Annotated in this window: 14 protein-coding genes; 7 read left to right on the top strand and 7 right to left on the bottom strand. The window is 65.5% G+C overall.

The genetic code is table 11. The features are described 5' to 3' along the window. Positions 1–38: 38 nt before the first annotated feature. The 3 genes from M1P90_RS17345 to M1P90_RS17335 form a co-directional block, all read right to left on the bottom strand. Complete coding sequence (locus M1P90_RS17345; RefSeq protein ID WP_483704465.1) at positions 39–284, bottom strand: hypothetical protein; 246 nt, start codon at positions 282–284, stop codon at positions 39–41. 10 nt (positions 285–294) lie between these two features. Continuing rightward, a complete protein-coding gene (locus M1P90_RS17340) occupies positions 295–1,635 on the bottom strand; it encodes an MFS transporter (RefSeq protein ID WP_483704463.1) in 1,341 nt (446 codons plus the stop codon). A 224-nt stretch (positions 1,636–1,859) separates the two neighbouring features. Beyond that, positions 1,860–2,501 carry a YqhA family protein gene (locus tag M1P90_RS17335; protein ID WP_483704461.1) on the bottom strand — a complete coding sequence of 214 codons (642 nt, stop codon included), beginning with the start codon at positions 2,499–2,501 and terminating at the stop codon, positions 1,860–1,862. A gap of 296 nt (positions 2,502–2,797) precedes the next feature. Between M1P90_RS17335 and M1P90_RS17330 the strand changes: the two genes are divergently transcribed. Both M1P90_RS17330 and M1P90_RS17325 read left to right on the top strand, forming a co-directional pair. Then, positions 2,798–4,699, top strand: coding sequence for a heparinase II/III domain-containing protein (locus M1P90_RS17330; protein WP_483704459.1), 1,902 nt, complete (start codon positions 2,798–2,800; stop codon positions 4,697–4,699). 81 nt (positions 4,700–4,780) lie between these two features. Beyond that, positions 4,781–5,731, top strand: coding sequence for a glutathione S-transferase family protein (locus tag M1P90_RS17325; protein ID WP_483704457.1), 951 nt, complete (start codon positions 4,781–4,783; stop codon positions 5,729–5,731). Between the two features lie 235 nt (positions 5,732–5,966). Here M1P90_RS17325 and M1P90_RS17320 read toward each other — a convergent pair whose 3' ends face one another. Both M1P90_RS17320 and M1P90_RS17315 read right to left on the bottom strand, forming a co-directional pair. Then, a complete protein-coding gene (locus M1P90_RS17320) occupies positions 5,967–6,584 on the bottom strand; it encodes a hypothetical protein (protein ID WP_483704455.1) in 618 nt (205 codons plus the stop codon). Between the two features lie 176 nt (positions 6,585–6,760). Further along, positions 6,761–7,729 (bottom strand): helix-turn-helix transcriptional regulator, encoded by a 969-nt coding sequence (locus M1P90_RS17315; protein WP_483704453.1) that lies wholly within the window; start codon positions 7,727–7,729, stop codon positions 6,761–6,763. An 86-nt stretch (positions 7,730–7,815) separates the two neighbouring features. On the opposite strand from M1P90_RS17315, the gene M1P90_RS17310 reads away from it, so the two are divergent. The 4 genes from M1P90_RS17310 (at position 7,816) to M1P90_RS17295 (ending at position 13,237) form a co-directional block, all read left to right on the top strand. Next, positions 7,816–8,952 carry an epoxide hydrolase family protein gene (locus M1P90_RS17310; protein WP_483704451.1) on the top strand — a complete coding sequence of 379 codons (1,137 nt, stop codon included), beginning with the start codon at positions 7,816–7,818 and terminating at the stop codon, positions 8,950–8,952. Between the two features lie 368 nt (positions 8,953–9,320). Beyond that, on the top strand, positions 9,321–10,397 hold the full coding sequence (locus M1P90_RS17305; RefSeq protein WP_483704449.1) for a winged helix DNA-binding domain-containing protein: 1,077 nt from the start codon (positions 9,321–9,323) through the stop codon (positions 10,395–10,397). Between the two features lie 16 nt (positions 10,398–10,413). After that, a complete protein-coding gene (locus M1P90_RS17300; protein ID WP_483704447.1) occupies positions 10,414–11,166 on the top strand; it encodes an alpha/beta fold hydrolase in 753 nt (250 codons plus the stop codon). 409 nt (positions 11,167–11,575) lie between these two features. Further along, complete coding sequence (locus M1P90_RS17295; RefSeq protein WP_483704445.1) at positions 11,576–13,237, top strand: alginate lyase family protein; 1,662 nt, start codon at positions 11,576–11,578, stop codon at positions 13,235–13,237. 184 nt (positions 13,238–13,421) lie between these two features. Here the strand turns inward: M1P90_RS17295 and M1P90_RS17290 are convergent, their stop codons facing one another. After that, positions 13,422–14,573, bottom strand: coding sequence for a 5-(carboxyamino)imidazole ribonucleotide synthase (locus tag M1P90_RS17290; protein WP_483704443.1), 1,152 nt, complete (start codon positions 14,571–14,573; stop codon positions 13,422–13,424). Between the two features lie 461 nt (positions 14,574–15,034). Then, positions 15,035–15,547: a maleylpyruvate isomerase N-terminal domain-containing protein gene (locus tag M1P90_RS17285; RefSeq protein WP_483704441.1), complete on the bottom strand. Its 513-nt coding sequence runs from the start codon at positions 15,545–15,547 to the stop codon at positions 15,035–15,037. Between the two features lie 70 nt (positions 15,548–15,617). Between M1P90_RS17285 and M1P90_RS17280 the strand changes: the two genes are divergently transcribed. Further along, positions 15,618–15,905 carry a hypothetical protein gene (locus M1P90_RS17280; protein ID WP_483704439.1) on the top strand — a complete coding sequence of 96 codons (288 nt, stop codon included), beginning with the start codon at positions 15,618–15,620 and terminating at the stop codon, positions 15,903–15,905. Positions 15,906–15,955: the final 50 nt, after the last annotated feature.

The following is a 15,955-nucleotide window of genomic DNA, read 5'->3' as shown; positions in this document are numbered from 1 at the left end:
CGACTCCGACTATTCCCCAAACCCCTGCGCCAAAGACGCTATTTTCGGCCTTTGCCCAGAATCCGTCCGGCGCTCAGCACCGCCAGAATGCTACCCGCACTCAGCACCGACAAAATGCTTCCTGCGCTGCCAATGCTGAGAATGCTGCCGGCGCTGCCAATGCTGAGAATGCTGCCCGCGCTGCCGATACTCAAAATGCTGTGCGTGCTCCCGATGCTCAAAATGCTGCGGTAGCTCGCCCGGCTGCGAATGCTCCTGGCCGATGTACCATTGCGCAATTGCATAGCAAACTCCTTATTCTGCTGCCACGGGCGCTTCTTCCGAGGTGCGGCGCGCAAACAGTCGCGGCGTCACCGCCGCCAGCACCAGCACAAGCACGAGCACGCCCGCAACAATCGCGCGCGGGGCGCCGGCCGCGTTGCCCAGCTCGGCCGTGAGCGCGTCGACGCCGAGCGCGCCCAGCAGGGCCAGCAGTGCGCGCGCCCAACCAGCTGGTGCGGGTGCGGCCAGCCCATTTGCTACGGCCGCCACGCCAAGCGCGCCCAGCGAAGGCAGGCCAATTAGCGTAATGGCGTACAGGCTCATCACCCGGCCGCGCAGCTCACCCGGCACGCGCAGTTGAATGACCGTGGCGATCAGCGTGGTGAAGACCGTCGAGGCGATGCCGACCAGCACCAGCAGCACCACGCCCAGCGGGAAGAATGGGCACAGCGCAAAGGCCGTCAGCAGCGCGCAAAACGCTATTCCGCTAATGATCATCCCGCGCCCGTAGCGGTCGAGCTGGCGCACCGAGGCCATCGCAAACGCCCCCGCCAGCGCGCCCGCGCCGCCCGCGCCAAGCAGCACGCCATAGCCGCCCGAACCCACGCGCCAGATGTCGTCGGCAAAGATCGGCAGCAGCTGCTGGTACGAACGCCCAAACACTGCCGCCAGCGCCGAAAGCAGCAGCAGCAGCAGCGTAATGCGGTCGCGCCCGGCGTAGGCAAAGCCGCCAAACAAGGCGTCGCGCAGCGAAACCGGGCGGCGCGGGCGCACTGGCAGATTGCGCATGGCCAGCAGCGCGCCGATCACCGCCAGAAAGCTCAGCGCGTTGAGCATAAACAGCCAGCCCGCGCCCACCACATCCAGCAGCAGGCCAGCCAGCGCCGGGCCGATCAGCGCCGCGCCGGTGTAGGTGGCCGAGTTGAGCGAGATGGCGTTGAGCAGGTGCTCACGCGGCACCAGTTCGGGAATGAGCGACTGGCGGGCGGGGTTATCGAAGGCCAGCAGGAGCGCGCCAACAAACGAAGCGACCAGAATATGCGCCGGCTGAATCGCGCCGCTCCAGCTGAGCAGCGCCAGCAGCGCGGCCAGCAGCAGCGAGCACGTTTGCGTGACGTACAGGAGCTTGATGCGGTCAACCCGATCCACCACTGCGCCGCCAATTGGTGGAAACAGCACCATCGGGATGGCGAAGCTTAGGCCCAGCCAGCCCAGGTAGAGCGGGTTGTTGCCGGTGAGCTTGTAGATTAGCCAGCTTTGGGCGACGTTCTGCATCCATGTGCCCATGTTCGAAACCAGCAGACCGCCCCAGATCAGCGAGAAGTTGCGGTGCTGCAAGGCCGGGTAGCGTGCCGGCCGCGCCAAACGTGCCACAGATTGCTCCTTGGGATGTGTTACTCGGGCAATTGCCCGTGGCGATGATCTGGCGGGATGATAGCGCAACTTGGCAGGAAGGCAAGTGCTGGTGCAGTTTTTCGAAAATCCGTTGCCGGTTCTGATTAACGACGAAGGACGAAGGACGAATGACGAAGCCTCATTGGTCACTCGTCCTCCGTCCTTCGTCTCAGCAAAGGCAAATGAAAGCCAACTATGCCGTCCTAACGCGCCGGCGCGGCCTGCTCTTCGCCATCAACCCGTTGCTCGTCGTGGTCTTTATTGAACAGCTCGTCCTGCGCGCGCGTCTGCTGAGTGGCATCAACCGGCTGCTCGTCGCGCTTGACCATGTGGCTGTGCACCTGGAACGCAACCATTGGCACCACCACCAGCGCCAGCGCGCCAGCGTACCACAAAATCTCCTCAGGTTTTTCCCAGCGGATGAAGTGCTCAAGGAACGTGACCGCCATGATCACAATCACCACGCTGACGACCTTGCTTTCCAGATCGTTGAGCGTCTGCACGCCCAGCGCCGTTGTCAGGTTCAGCGGGGTGATGAACAGGCTGTACAGGCCCAGGCCGATGATGTAAAAAACGACGGCCTTGAGCATGACGCTGACGATCTCAAGAAACTCGACCGTCAGGTTGGTGGAATCGAGCTGTGCGCCGAACAAGGCCGCCCACGCATGCCATACCGCCGTGACGGCCTGCAGCGCGCCCAGCACAAACAGCGAGAGCGCGACCAGGATCACTGCCAGCACCGCCAGCAGGACGATATAGCGGCTTTGCCCGATCAGGCGGCTGAGCGGGGCGGGTGGCGAGCTTTTACGCGCATCCCCTTCGCGCTTCCCCAAACGTTCTTCCAACGACCTTCCTCCCCAGAATGCTTCCCGATAGCCCAAACCTCGCGACATGGTGCGCAGCATTAAAGCCGAGGGCCAAACGGTTGAGCCACGGAGAACACCGAGATCACCGAGCGGTAAAACCAAACTCAGTGGCCTCTGTGCGCTCTGTGGCTCAACTGATCTGCTCTTCGCTATAAATGCAGGATGTATGCCAGAACACGCGCTTCCTGGCCGGGCGTTTGGCGCATGATTCATCAATTGTTCATGTTGCCGGCCCAGGCGCGATGCTACAATATGGGCGTGTGGAAGGAGCGAATGTGAAATACCCTGGCTTCAGCCGCCGGCGTGTGCTGCGCGCTGGCGGAATGGCGCTGGCAAGCGGAATTCTGGCGGCGTGCAGTTCTTCGCGCGTGTTTGGCCCGCCCGACCCGCCCGCGCTGCCCACCACCCTGCCCAGCCCGCTGCCGGCCAACCCGCTGGCGAATTTGCGCGCCAGCCACCCGCGCCTGCTGGCCCTGCCCGACGATATTGCGCGCGTGCAGTCGCTCTTCGCCACCGATAAAACCCTGCGCAAGTACAAAGACGCGCTGGCGAAAGATGCCGCCGACGTGCATGCGCAGCCGCCCGCGCGCTACGAGCTGGCCGAGGCCGATGACCTGCTGGGCGTTAGCCGCGAAACGGTCGACCGGGTGTATGCGCTGGCGCTGCTGTATCGCCTCGACGGCGGGCAAGCCAACGCCGAGCGCGCCATCGCCGAATTGCGCGCGGTTGCTAATTTCCCCGACTGGAGCCCCGGCCACTTTCTCGACACTGCGGAAATGACGCACGCCGTGGCGATTGGCTATGATTGGCTCTACGATGCGCTCGCGCCCGCCGACCGTGCCCTCCTGCGCAGCGCGCTGGTCGAAAAGGGTTTGCGCCCGGGCCTGAGCGAGTATGAGAATAACGCCGACTGGGTCGCTTCGCCCTCGAACTGGAACAACGTCTGCAATGGCGGCCTGATTTGCGGCGCGCTGGCCGTGGCCGACGAAGAGCCCGACCCGGCCGGCGCGGTGCTGAAACACGCGCTCAACAGCCTGCCGCACTCGCTGGCCGCCTACGCGCCCGACGGCGCATGGGCCGAAGGCCCGAGCTACTGGAGCTACGCCACGCGCTATACCACGGTTGCCCTGGCCGCGCTGCACAGCGCGCTCGGCAGCGACCTGGGGCTGGGCAGCTCGCCCGGCCTGGCGGCAACCGGCGACTATCGCCTGCATGTGGTTGGGCCGACGAAAGCGTATTTCAACTATGCCGACTCCGAAGAAAAGGTTGGCGACGACCCGGCGCTGTTCTGGCTGGCCCGCGCCTATGGGCAGCCCGCCTTCGCGGCGGCTGGCCGCGCCGCTGCCCGCAACCCTTCCGCCCGCGATCTGCTCTGGTACGAGGCCAACGGGGGCGGCGCCGACCTGGCCAAGCTGCCGCTCGACCGCCAGTTCACCGGCGCGCACCTGGCCTTTTTCCGCTCGGCGTGGGACGACCCCAACGCGCTCTACCTCGCCTTCAAGGGTGGCGACAATCGCGTGTCGCACGCGCACCTCGACCTGGGCACCTTTGTGCTCGACGCGCAGGGCCAGCGCTGGGCGCTCGATCTCGGGCGCGACGGCTATACCCTGCCGGGCTATTTTGGCGCGCGCCGCTGGAGCTACTACCGCCTGCGCACCGAGGGCCACAACACGCTCGCGTTCGAAAACGCGAACCAGGACGAAACCGCCGTCGCGCCGCTGGTGGCGTTTGGCTCGGCGGCGGGCGGCGGCTTCGCCGTGGCCGATCTTTCCGCAGCCTACAAGCTGGATGGTGTGGAGCGTGCGCGGCGCGGCGTGATGCTGTTCGACCGACGGCGGCGCGTGCTCCTACAGGATGAAGTGACCGGAACATCCGCGCTTGCGCCCACCTGGGCCATGCACACCGCCGCCGAGGTGCAGGCCGCTGGCGAGCGCGCGACGCTGACCATTGAAGGCACGACCCTGAGCGCGCGCATTCTTTCGCCAGCCGGCGCGCAGTTCGTGGCTGAGCCAGTAAAGCTCGAAGCGCCCCAGAAACCCACCAAAGGCATCAGCAAGCTCAGCGTGAAGCTGGCAGCCCCGGCAACTAACCTGCGCATCACCGTGCTGTTTGCGCCCGGCCCCGACGCTGGCGACGCGCCTGTGCGCCCGCTGGCCGAATGGCAGGCCGAGGCGTAGCGCGCTTTCAGCGCAGTTGCGCCTTCCCGCTGCGCGACGTAGAATGCCCGCAGCATTCGCGCCCCAGCAGGAAGGCAGCCCATGGTCAGCACGCCACAATTCCAGGCCGAAACCAGCGCCCGCGGCGAGTTCGTTCGCCAGGAATATTCGATCCGCGACCGCATCACCGCCGACGGCTCGTCGGGCTTTCCGGCCGAGCCGGGCCGCTACCACCTGTACGTCTCGCTGGCCTGCCCGTGGGCGCACCGCTCGATCATTGTGCGGCGCCTGCTTGGGCTGGAAGACGTGATTTCCATGTCGGTGGTCGACCCGATCCGCGACGAGCGCGGCTGGGCGTTTCGTGATGGCCCCGGCTACAGCCCCGACCCGATCAACGGCTTCGCGTTTCTTTCCGAAGCCTACCTCGCCACCGACCCCGAGTTCACCGGGCGCTACACCGTGCCCTGCCTGTGGGATCGCGTGCGCGGCCGGCTGGTCACCAACAACTACCCCGACATCACCATCGACTTCGAAACGCAGTTCAGCGCCTTCCACCGCCCCGGCGCGCCCGACCTCTACCCGCCCGCGCTGCGCGACGAGATCGACGCGGTGAACAAACTTGTCTATCACGACGTCAATAATGGCGTCTACAAAGCTGGATTCGCCACCGCGCAGGAAGCCTACGAAGCCGCGTTCGACGCGCTGTTCGCCCGGCTCGATTGGCTGGACGAGCGGCTCGCCACGCAGCGCTACCTGGTCGGCGGGCAGCTCACCGAAGCCGACATCCGCCTGTTCACCACGCTGGCGCGCTTCGACGCGGTCTACCACGGTCACTTCAAATGCAACCTGCGCCGCCTGATCGAGTACCCGAACCTGTGGGCCTATGCGCGCGACCTCTACCAGCGCCCCGGCTTTGGCGACACCGTGAACTTCGACCATATCAAGCGCCACTACTACATGACGCACGACAAGCTCAACCCTTCGCGGATCGTGCCGAAAGGGCCGCACAGCGACTGGGACGCGCCGCATGGCCGCGAGGTGCTGGAAAAATGAGCGCCGCTCTGGTGATACGTGATGCGCGCCCAGCCGAGCGCGACGCCGTGCGTGCGCTGACCGAGGCAGCCTACGCCGAGCACGCGTCGGTGATGGCTCCCACCGCCTGAATGCAATACGATTGAGCCACAGAGCCCACAGAGATCACAGAGGAGGATGATACTAAACTCAGTGCCCTCCGTGTCCTCCGTGGCTTCCGTATGCGGCTTTTGTTGCAGATTATCACGTCCTGTGTTTAGCCATCGCCCCGGCTGCGCTGGCGCACCTCTTCGCGGCGGGCGCGCCATGCCGCCTGCGCGGCCGGGTCGGCGGTGCTGCCCGTGCCATAGGTCAGCGTGTCCAGCAATTCGAGCACCTGCGCGCGGTTCCCCTCAATCAGGTTGAGCCCGGTTGGCCGGCCCAGGCCAAACGGCTGCGGCGTGCTGGCAGTTTCCCAGTGCCAGCGGTGAATGAGCTGGTCGATCAGCAGCATGCGGCTGCGTGGGTCGCCGGCCTGCTCCCAATCGCGCACAAAATCGCTGAAGATGTCGGCCGCGCCGCCCGCGCCAAGCTCCTGCGTGCGGTAGGTGCTTGCGTAGGCATGCCACGTCGTTTCCCAGCCGCACTGCGGGCAGCGCACAGGGTCGTCGGGCTGCGGCGCGCCGAGCGTAATGATTGTGTCGCACTCGGGGCAGTGCACGCGCCCCTGCATGGCGTCAGCAACCTGCAGAATGCTGCGGCAGCGCGCATACAGCGTGTAGCCCACATCGTCAATCAGCTCGGCGTCGACAATCCCGTGCGCGTCGCGCTCGTACAGGCGGCGCAGCTTTTGCGGTTGCAGGCGCGGTGCCCAGCGCACAGGCGGCTGTTTCATGCGGTGCTCCTTTTTCGGGCGAACGACGAACGACCAAAAGCGGCTGCGTTCTATCGCGCGATGGGGTATGGAGAGGCCCGAGTGTCGTGCCTATTGTATTATCAAAAAAGCCATGCAGAAATCAGGGGAGATGCATTGTATTCACCAGTCCCGATCCCCCTTCCCTAACTCCTGCGCTATGAATCGGCCACATATTCGCCCCCGGCGCTGCGCACCAGCTCAGCCGCAAGACGCCGCAGCTCGGCGCGCAGCTCGGGCGGCTCCAGCGCCTCGAACGGGAAATTGCGCGTCACCAGCAGGCGAACCACATCGCTCAGGTCGCCGTGCTCGCTTTCAAACAGCACGCCGTCGGGCTGCTCGGTGAGCGTGCCATAGCTGGCCGGGATCTTCTCGCGCAGGGCACGCAATGGCGCGTGAAACAGGATTTTGATGCGCCAGCGCGGCGCAGTGCGCGCCAGGCTGTCGTGCACATAGGCCGCGACATCGAAATCCTCGGCGCGGGTGAAGGTGTCGGCGCGCAGCTCCAGCGACTCAATGCGATCCAGCCGAAACAGGCGAAAGCCCTTGCGCAGGCAACAGTACGCTACAAGATACCACTGCGACCACCAGCCCGCCAGTCCGTAGGGCTCGACCACCCGCGCCGTCACTTCATCTTGCAGCGAGCGATAGCTGATCGCAAGGCGGCGGCGCTGCTGAATCGCCTCGCTCAGGTCGAGCAGGCGCGCAGCGGGTGGCGTGTTGTCGCGCTCGTTGGGCGACAGCACCAGATTGTTGGTCATGGCATTCAATCGCTCGCGCGCGCGCATTGGCAGCACGCGCATCACCTTCGCCAGTGCGCCCTCCACCGCCACAGTGGGCTGCCCAAGCGCCAGCCACGAGGTGCTGAGCAAGCCCAGCACAATTGCGGTCGCTTCTTCCTCGGAAAACAAGAGCGGCGGCAGCTTGAAGCCCGGCCGCAACTGGTAGCCGCCGCCCGGCCCGCGCACCGCCTCGATCGGCATGCCCATATCTTGCAGCATGGTGATATAGCGCCGCACACTGCGCGGCTCGACTTCCAGCCGGCGCGCCAGCGCGTCGCCGCTGAGCGAGGCGTGCGTTTGCAGCAGCTCCAGAATGGTCAGCAGCCGCGTGGTTGGGTTGTACATCGTTTTGCTCCACCAGCACAATAGCGGACCAATTGTAACCGCTTCTGGTGCTACACTGCAAATGAGCAGGAAAACAGGAGGAAACAATGGCAGCAACACCATTTACCATCGCCATTCCGCAAGCGGCGCTCGACGACGTGCAGGCGCGGCTGGCGCGCACATGCTGGCCCGACGAGATCGAAAATTCGGGGTGGGAATATGGCGCAAACCGCGCGGTGATGCGCGAGCTGGTGGAGTACTGGCAGCACGGCTACGACTGGCGGGCGCAGGAAGCGAAGCTCAACCAGATCCCGCACTTTCGCGCCGAGATCGACGGCCTTGGCATGCACTTCATCCATGCGCGCGGCAAAGGCCCAAATCCCACGCCAATCGTGATTTCGCACGGCTGGCCCGGCTCGTTCTACGAAATCGTGAAGCTGATCGGCCCGCTGACCGACCCGGCCGCGCATGGCGGCGACCCGGCCGACTCCTTCGATGTCGTGATTCCTTCGCTGCCGGGCTATGGCTTTTCCGACCGCCCGAGCCAGCCCGGCGCATCGACCGAGCGCGCCGCGAGCATGCTTGCCACGCTGATGACCGACGTGCTGGGCTACCGGCGCTTTGGCGCGGCCGGCGGCGATTTCGGCGCGATTGTTTCGCAGCACCTCGCGGCGACGCGCCCCGAACTGCTGATTGGCATGCACCCGACCTACATCGGCTTCTACGCCGGCGCGCCCGACCCTGCCACGCTCAGCGCCGCCGAGCGCGCCTATATGCAGCGCAATCAGGAGTGGCGCATGCGCGAGGGCGGCTACTTCATGATCCAATCGACCAAGCCGCAAACGCTGGCCTACGCCCTGAACGACTCGCCGGCGGGGCTGGCGGCCTGGCTGGCCGAGAAATTTTATGCCTGGACTGACAACGGCGGCCGGCTCGATGGCGCGGTCAGCACGGACGAGCTGCTCACTAACATCATGATCTACTGGCTGACCGAGACGATCAACTCGTCGATGCGCACCTACAAGGAAAATCGCATGCAGCCGTTCGAGCGCCTGCCCGACGTGCCAGCCGCGTTCGCGTCATTCCCCAAAGACATCAACCCGCCGCCGCGCGAGTGGGTGGCCCGCCGCGTGAACCTGCAGCACTGGACCGAGATGCCGCGTGGCGGGCATTTCGCTGCGATGGAGCAGCCCGCGCTGCTGGCCGAAGACATGCGCGATTTCTTCCGCACCCTGCGCGGCTAGCGGCACACGCGCTGAATGCCCTATTGCAGTTGGCAGCTGGCATCTGCAAGCCCCTATGATCGCCCTATAATACGGCAAGCCTTATGCGGTTGCCTGCATGGCATGGCTAGCAGCCTGCGTTCGCTCTGGTATTTTCACCCCACCGACACTGCTCATGCGATTGCCGCAATTGAGGCGTCCGTCGCGGCGGAGGCCGAATAATCTCGCAAACAACGAGGACCGTTTCTGTCCACTACTGCTGCTAGAATGGCTACATTACACATATTGCGCGGTGGGGTTTGGGTAGGCGGAGCCTTCCCAAAGATATATAAATTCTTGCTGGCCGCCACGGCTGTGGCGGCCAGCAAGAAAAATAAAGAGGAGCCTCGATGAGCCGAGAAGCAATTGCCCACCGCCGCCTCGTCAGCCAGCAGATTGCGCGCCCAGTGGGCGAAACGCCCGCCGAGGTGGTGCGCTGGCTGGGTGCCGTGCAGGCGCAGGATTTCCTGGGCGCGCTGTGGGCGGTGGCGCTGCGCACGCCCGGCGCAACCGAGCAGGATGTCGAGGCGGCAATCGCGGCCCACCAGATCGTGCGCACCTGGCCGATGCGCGGCACGATCCATTTTGTTGCGCCGGAAGATGCGCGCTGGATGCTCGAACTGCTCGCGCCACGCGTGATTCGTGGCACGCAAAGCCGCCTGCGCGGGCTGGAAATCGATGACGCGGTGCTGGCGACCAGCGCCAAAGCGCTTTCGAAGGCGCTTGAGAAACACGAGCAACTAACACGCGCTGCATTGTATGACGTGCTGGGGGAGGTTGGCATCGTGGCAAGTGGCTCGCGCGGGCTGCACATTCTCGGCCAGCTTTCCATGCAGGGGCTGCTGTGCTTTGGGTCGCGGGCGGGCAAACAGCCGACGTTTGCGCTGCTCGAACGGTACGCACCGGGCGCGCAATCGCTGCCCAAAGACGAAGCGCTGGCGCGGCTGACGCTGCGCTACTTCCGCAGCCACGGCCCGGCCACGATCAAGGATTTTATGTGGTGGTCGGGGCTGACGACCGCTGAGGTGCGGCAGGGTTTGGGTGCGGTGGGCGGCGAGCTTGCGAGCGAGACTATTGGCGGGCAGGAATATTTCTTCTCGCACGACGTGCAGGACGTGACGATCGACCCGGCGCAGGCCTTTCTGCTGCCGCCCTTCGACGAATTTCTGGTGGCCTACCGCGACCGCAGTGCCTCGCTCGACCCAGCACATAAGGACTTGGTGATGCCGGGCGGCAATGGCATTTTCAACCCAATCATTGTGATCGATGGCGAAGTGCTGGGCACCTGGAAGCGCACATTCAGGAAGAAGGACGTGGAGATCAGCTTTGCGCCGTTTGGCACGCTCAGCCCGGCGCAGCGCGAATCCTGCGCCGCCGCCGCCGAGCAGTATCGCGCGTTTGTTGGCGCGCAGGCGCTGGCGCTCTAAAAAGGAGAACCATCGAATGGCAACATTTATTCTTGTGCCGGGCTACTGGCTCGGCGGCTGGGCCTGGCGTGCCGTGGCCGACGATCTGCGCGCGGCCGGGCACACAGTTTATGCGGTCACTCTCACCGGGCTGGGCGAGCGCGTGCACCTGGCCGGCCCGCACGTCAACCTCGACACGCACATCGACGACGTGGTGAACCTGATTACGTACGAAGACCTGCGCGAAGTCGTGCTGGTGGGCCACAGCGGCGGCAATATGTCGGTCACGGGCGCGGCCGACCGCATCCCCGAGCGAATTGCGCGGCTGGTGTATGTTGACACTGCGCCGCTGCCCGATGGCGTTGCGCAGATCGAGTTCTACCCGCCCGAGCAGCGCGCCGCCTATGAGCAGCAGGTGGAAGCGACGGGCGAAGGCTGGCGCTGGCCCATGCCTTCGTGGGAGGATCTGGGGCAGAACGGCGCGCTGGCGGGCCTGAGCGATGCCGACCGCGCACTGATGCGCGAGCGCGCCACCGACGAGCCATTCAACGCAGCGCGGCAGCCGGGCCGGCTGCACAACCCGCAGCGGCGCGCAATCCCAAGCACTGCAATCTGGTGTACGCTCAGCTCCGAGCAGGTGCGCGCCATGGTGGCTTCCGGCGGGCCGCTGTTTGCCGAGCTGGCCGGCCCGCAGTGGCAGTTTGTCGATTTGCCCACCGGCCACTGGCCCATGTTTTCGCGCCCGCACGACCTCGCCGCGCTGCTGGGCAACATTGCTGGCGGCGCGTGACGAACGACCGACGACGAGACACGAGACGGGCGGCGGAAGGCAGGAGGCAGTGAGCAGGGCGCAGCGAAGAAAACACGGGACACGAGATGACAATAGCTTTTACCGCAAAGGGCGCGAAGGACGCAAAGGTTTTGCAGGTTACAGGTTGCGTGTTCGCGAAAACGCAAAACTCAACATTCAGCACTCAAAACTGCCTCCTGCCAACTGCCAACTGCGTACTGGTTGCTCCTCGCTTTTTCCGCGCGAATCTCCTACGCCGCCTCGAACGTTCTCCAAGGTGAGAGGAATGGTGCGTGGGCCGCACCCGGCCGCGCGCCGTCCACCCCTCAGGCGCGCGCCGCCGCACCGCCATGCGATTGCCCCTGCTCCGCCGACGACCGCGCATGGCCACAGGAGAAGTTCCGCAGCAATGAAACGACATATTCACGCACTCTTTGCGCTGCTGGCCGGCAGTATTGTGCTGGCCGGCGCGCTGGCGCCACCCGCCGCACTGGCGCAATCCGGCCAGCGCTGCTTTCCCGAAACTGGCTTTTGTATCGAAGGGCGCATCCGCGAGTTCTGGGAGCAGAATGGCGGATTGCCCGTGTTTGGTCTGCCGCTCGCGCCCCAGCAGGAAGAAATGATTGAAGGGCGGGGCATCCTGGCACAGCGCTTCGAGCGCAACCGGCTTGAAATTCACCCCGAAAACCCGCGCCCGTATGATGTCCTGCTTGGCCGGCTTGGCGCCGACGTGCTGGCGCAGCAGGGGCGCGACCCCTTCACCTTTGCGCGCAGCGACGCGGCGCAGCCCGGCTGCCGCTACTTCCCCGAAACGCAGCACAACGTCTGCGGCGAGATTTTGCAGGCGTGGCGCGCCAGCGGGCTTGAGTTCGACGGCCGGCGCGGCAAGAGTGAGGCCGAAAATCTGGCGCTGTTTGGCCTGCCGCTGAGCGAGCCGCAGACCGAGCAGATCGAGGGAAAAGAGTACACTGTGCAGTGGTTCGAGCGCGCGCGCTTCGAGCTGCACCCCGAAAACGCGCCACCCTACAATGTGCTGCTTGGCCTGCTTGGGCGCGAAACTGGCGCGGCGGTGTGCGGCCCGCCCGTGCCGCCAAGCGGCGGGATCTGGACCTCGCGCGCCGAGCTGGCGCGGCTGCCGATGGCCGGGCCGGCCTGGGAGCAGCTGCGCGCCGCCGCCGAGGGCAAGCCCGGCAAGGCCGATATTTCCGACCAGGACAGCAACCACGACGTGAACACGCTGGCCGCCGCGCTGGTGTATGCCCGCAGTGGCGACGAGCGCTTCCGAGCCAAAGCCGCCGACGGCATTATGGCGGCGATTGGCACCGAGCAGGGCGACCGCACGCTGGCGCTCGGGCGCAATCTGGTGTCGTATGTGCTCGCCGCCGACCTGATCGACTTTCGCACGTACGACCCGGCACGCGAGCAGCAGTTCAGCGGCTGGCTGAATGCGGTGCGCTTCACCGTGCTGGATGGGCGCACGCTGATCAGCACGCACGAGCAGCGCCCGAACAACTGGGGCACGCACGCTGGCGCGGGGCGCATCGCTGCCGACCTGTACCTGGGCGACCGCGCCGACCTGGATCGCGCCGCGCAGGTGTTTCGCGGCTGGCTGGGCGACCGCGCCACCTACGCCGATTTCATCTACGACGGCGACCTGTCGTGGCAGGCCGACCCGGCCAACCCGGTGGGGATCAACCCGCCCGGCGCAGCGCGCGACGGCCACCGCCTCGACGGCGCTATCCCCGACGACATGCGGCGCGGCGACTCGTTTCGCTGGCCGCCCAAGCGCACCAACTATCCGTGGGGCGCGATGGAAGGCGCGCTGGTGCAGGCCGAACTGCTCGCGCGCGCGGGCTACGACGCCTGGAACTGGTCGGACCGGGCGCTGCTGCGGGCAACGCAGTTTCTGGATGAGCTGGATCGCGAGCAGGGGCGCTGGTGGGCCGCCGGCGACGACGAGTGGATGCCCTGGGTGGTCAACCACGCCTACCAGCAGCAGTTCCGCGTGGCGCTGCCGGCGCGGCCGGGCAAAAACCTCGGCTGGACCGACTGGGTGTATGGGTGCGGCTAGGGGATGGGTTGCAGGTTGCAGGTTGGAAGGTTGCGGGTTGCAGGTTGCGACGACCGACCTCCGACGAATGATGACCAGTTTATTTCACCGCAAAGCGCGCGAAGAGCGCGAAGATTTGCGATTTACGATTGACGATTAGGGTGAACGCTCTACGCTCTACGCTCACCCTTTCACCTTTTCACCGTCACCCATCCTCGCTCGCCGCGACCAGCGCCTGAATGGCATGGAGCGGCGCATGGAGCGCGGCCGGGCTGTCGGCGCGCACGGTGATGTGGCCGACCTTGCGGGCGCGGCGCGGCGCTTTGCCGTACAGGTGCAGGTGCGCGCCCGGCACTGCCAGCACCGCCGCCGGGTCGGGCCAGCCGCCGATGAGATTGACCATCGCCGCCGCGCCGCGCACCGCCGTGGGGCCGAGCGGCAGGCCCAGCACCGCCCGCAGGTGCTGCTCGAACTGGCTCGTTTCCGCGCCCTCAATCGACCAGTGGCCCGAGTTGTGGACGCGCGGGGCCATTTCATTGACAAGGAGATGCGGGTCTGTCCCACCATTCCCGTTCCCCCATCCCCCATCCCCCGCCGTCTCGAACAGCTCAATCGCCAGCAGACCCACATAGCCAAGCGCGTCGAGTGCGGCGTGCGCGATACGCTCAGCGGCGGCTTGCAGCGCGGGCGTGAGCCCCGGCGCTGGCGCAAGCGACAGGCGCAGGATGCCGTCGCGGTGGTGATTTTCGACCAGCGGAAAGCAGGCCACACGTCCGTCGCGACCGCGCGCCGCCAGGATTGACAGCTCGCGCACAAACGGCACAAACCCCTCAAGAATGAGCGGCGCGCCGCCGAGCGCATCCCAGGCTGCGTCGGCGTCGGCGGGGGCGCGCAGCACCTGCTGGCCCTTGCCGTCGTAGCCGAGGCGGCGCGTTTTCAGCACGGCGGACAGCCCAATCTGCGCAATCGCCGCGTCGAGGTTGGTGCGCGAATCGACCGGGGCGAAGGGCGGCGTGGCAATGCCCAAATTCTGGAAAAAAGTCTTTTCGGCGAGGCGATCCTGCGCGGCCTCAAGCGCGGCGGGTGGTGGGAAGACCGACACGTGCTCGGCCAGCGCGCGCGCCGCCGCCACCGGCACATTCTCGAACTCGTAGGTCACCACGTCCAGCCCGGCGGCGAACTGCTCCAGCGTCGCGGCATCGTCGTAGCCGGCAGCTTGGTGCTCGGCAAGCTGCCCGGCCGGCGCGTCGGCTGCCGGGTCGAGCAGACGGAAGCGCAGCCCAAGCGGGTAACCCGCCAGCGCCAGCATGCGCCCGAGCTGCCCCGCGCCAAGAATGCCAATGGTTGTCTGCCGCATGGCGTTCGCTGTTCCTTTCGCCAAAACTGGCGACCTAATGCGTAGTGCGTGGTGCGTAGTGCGTAGTGCGTTATTCCGTTCTCTTGGCCCTTCGTGCCTTCGCGCCTTCGTGGTTCCGTCTTTTCGAAACTTGGTGTCTTGGTGTCTTGGTGGTTCCGTTCTTCTCGCCCTTCGTGTCTTCGTGCCTTCGTGGTTCCGTTCTCTTCGTGCCTTCGCGCCTTCGTGGTTCCGTTCTCTTCGTGTCTTCGCGCCTTCGTGGTTCCGTTCTCTTCGTGCCTTCGCGCCTTCGTGCCTTCGTGGTTCCGTTCTCTTCGTGTCTTCGCGCCTTCGTGGTTCCGTCTTTTCGAAACTTGGTGTCTTGGTGTCTTGGTGGTTCCGTTCTTCTCGCCCTTCGTGTCTTCGTGCCTTCGTGGTTCCGTTCTCTTCGTGTCTTCGCGCCTTCGTGGTTCCGTCTTTTCTGCTCACACACCCAACGAAGCACAAAGCTGCTCGAACTCGTGGGCGTGCTCCTCGTAGTGCTCGTAGATGCCCAGAATGAGCGGGGCGACTGGCTGGCCCACCACGGCCGACATGCCATCGGGCGCGTACAGGTCATCGAGCGTCAGCAGCGCCACGCGGTCGAGCAGGCGCTCCAGCGTGGTCGCGAACTCCACCAGAATCTCGCTCAGCGGGCGCGACTGGTTGTAGGAAAAGACTTTGGCGTTCATCTCGTCGGCCCACTGCCCGCTTGCCGGGATCTGGTCGGCCAGCGGCAGCACGATTGGCGGTGCGCCCGGAACGGCCGGCAGAGTCGCCAGCAGCCAGAGATCCCACCATGTCATATGCGCCAGCACGTCCTTCACCGTGCGGCCATCCGTCAGCAGCGGCGCAACCATCTGCGCGGGCGAAAGGCGTCCAAGCGCTTTCAGAGCGCGCTGCACGGCCTGCTCGTTTCGCGCAATAATGTCGGGCATCGTGCCGGGCGTTTCCGTCATTGGAACAACTCCTTCTGGCTCGCCGCGGTGTGCTATGATACGGGCGAGCTTCACACAGGGAGAAAACAGCATGGCAACAAGCACCGAGCTGGCGCGCGGCCAGATCGCCACACCCGCCGGGGCCGACAAGCTGCGCGGCGAGCTGCTGAGCGCGCACGAGGTGCGCTGCGGCAACGACTGGCTGGCGACGGCGACAGTGTATTCCGATGGCGCGGCCGAGATCGAGGTGTCGGTTGGCTACAACCCGGCCACTGGCGCATGGCGCAATCACGATTATTACTACAGCTTCGAAGTGGCCACGCGCGCGCTGGCGCAGTATGAAGCGACGGGCGTGCTGGCGGGCGAAAGCGATCTGTAGGGAGTGTTGAATGCTAAGTTTTGAGTTCCAATAATCAAAACTCAACATTT

This window comes from Kouleothrix sp. 19917 (genome assembly GCF_057073505.1).
Note: the sequence above shows the minus strand (reverse complement) of the source record. Positions and strands in the feature narration are given on the sequence as shown.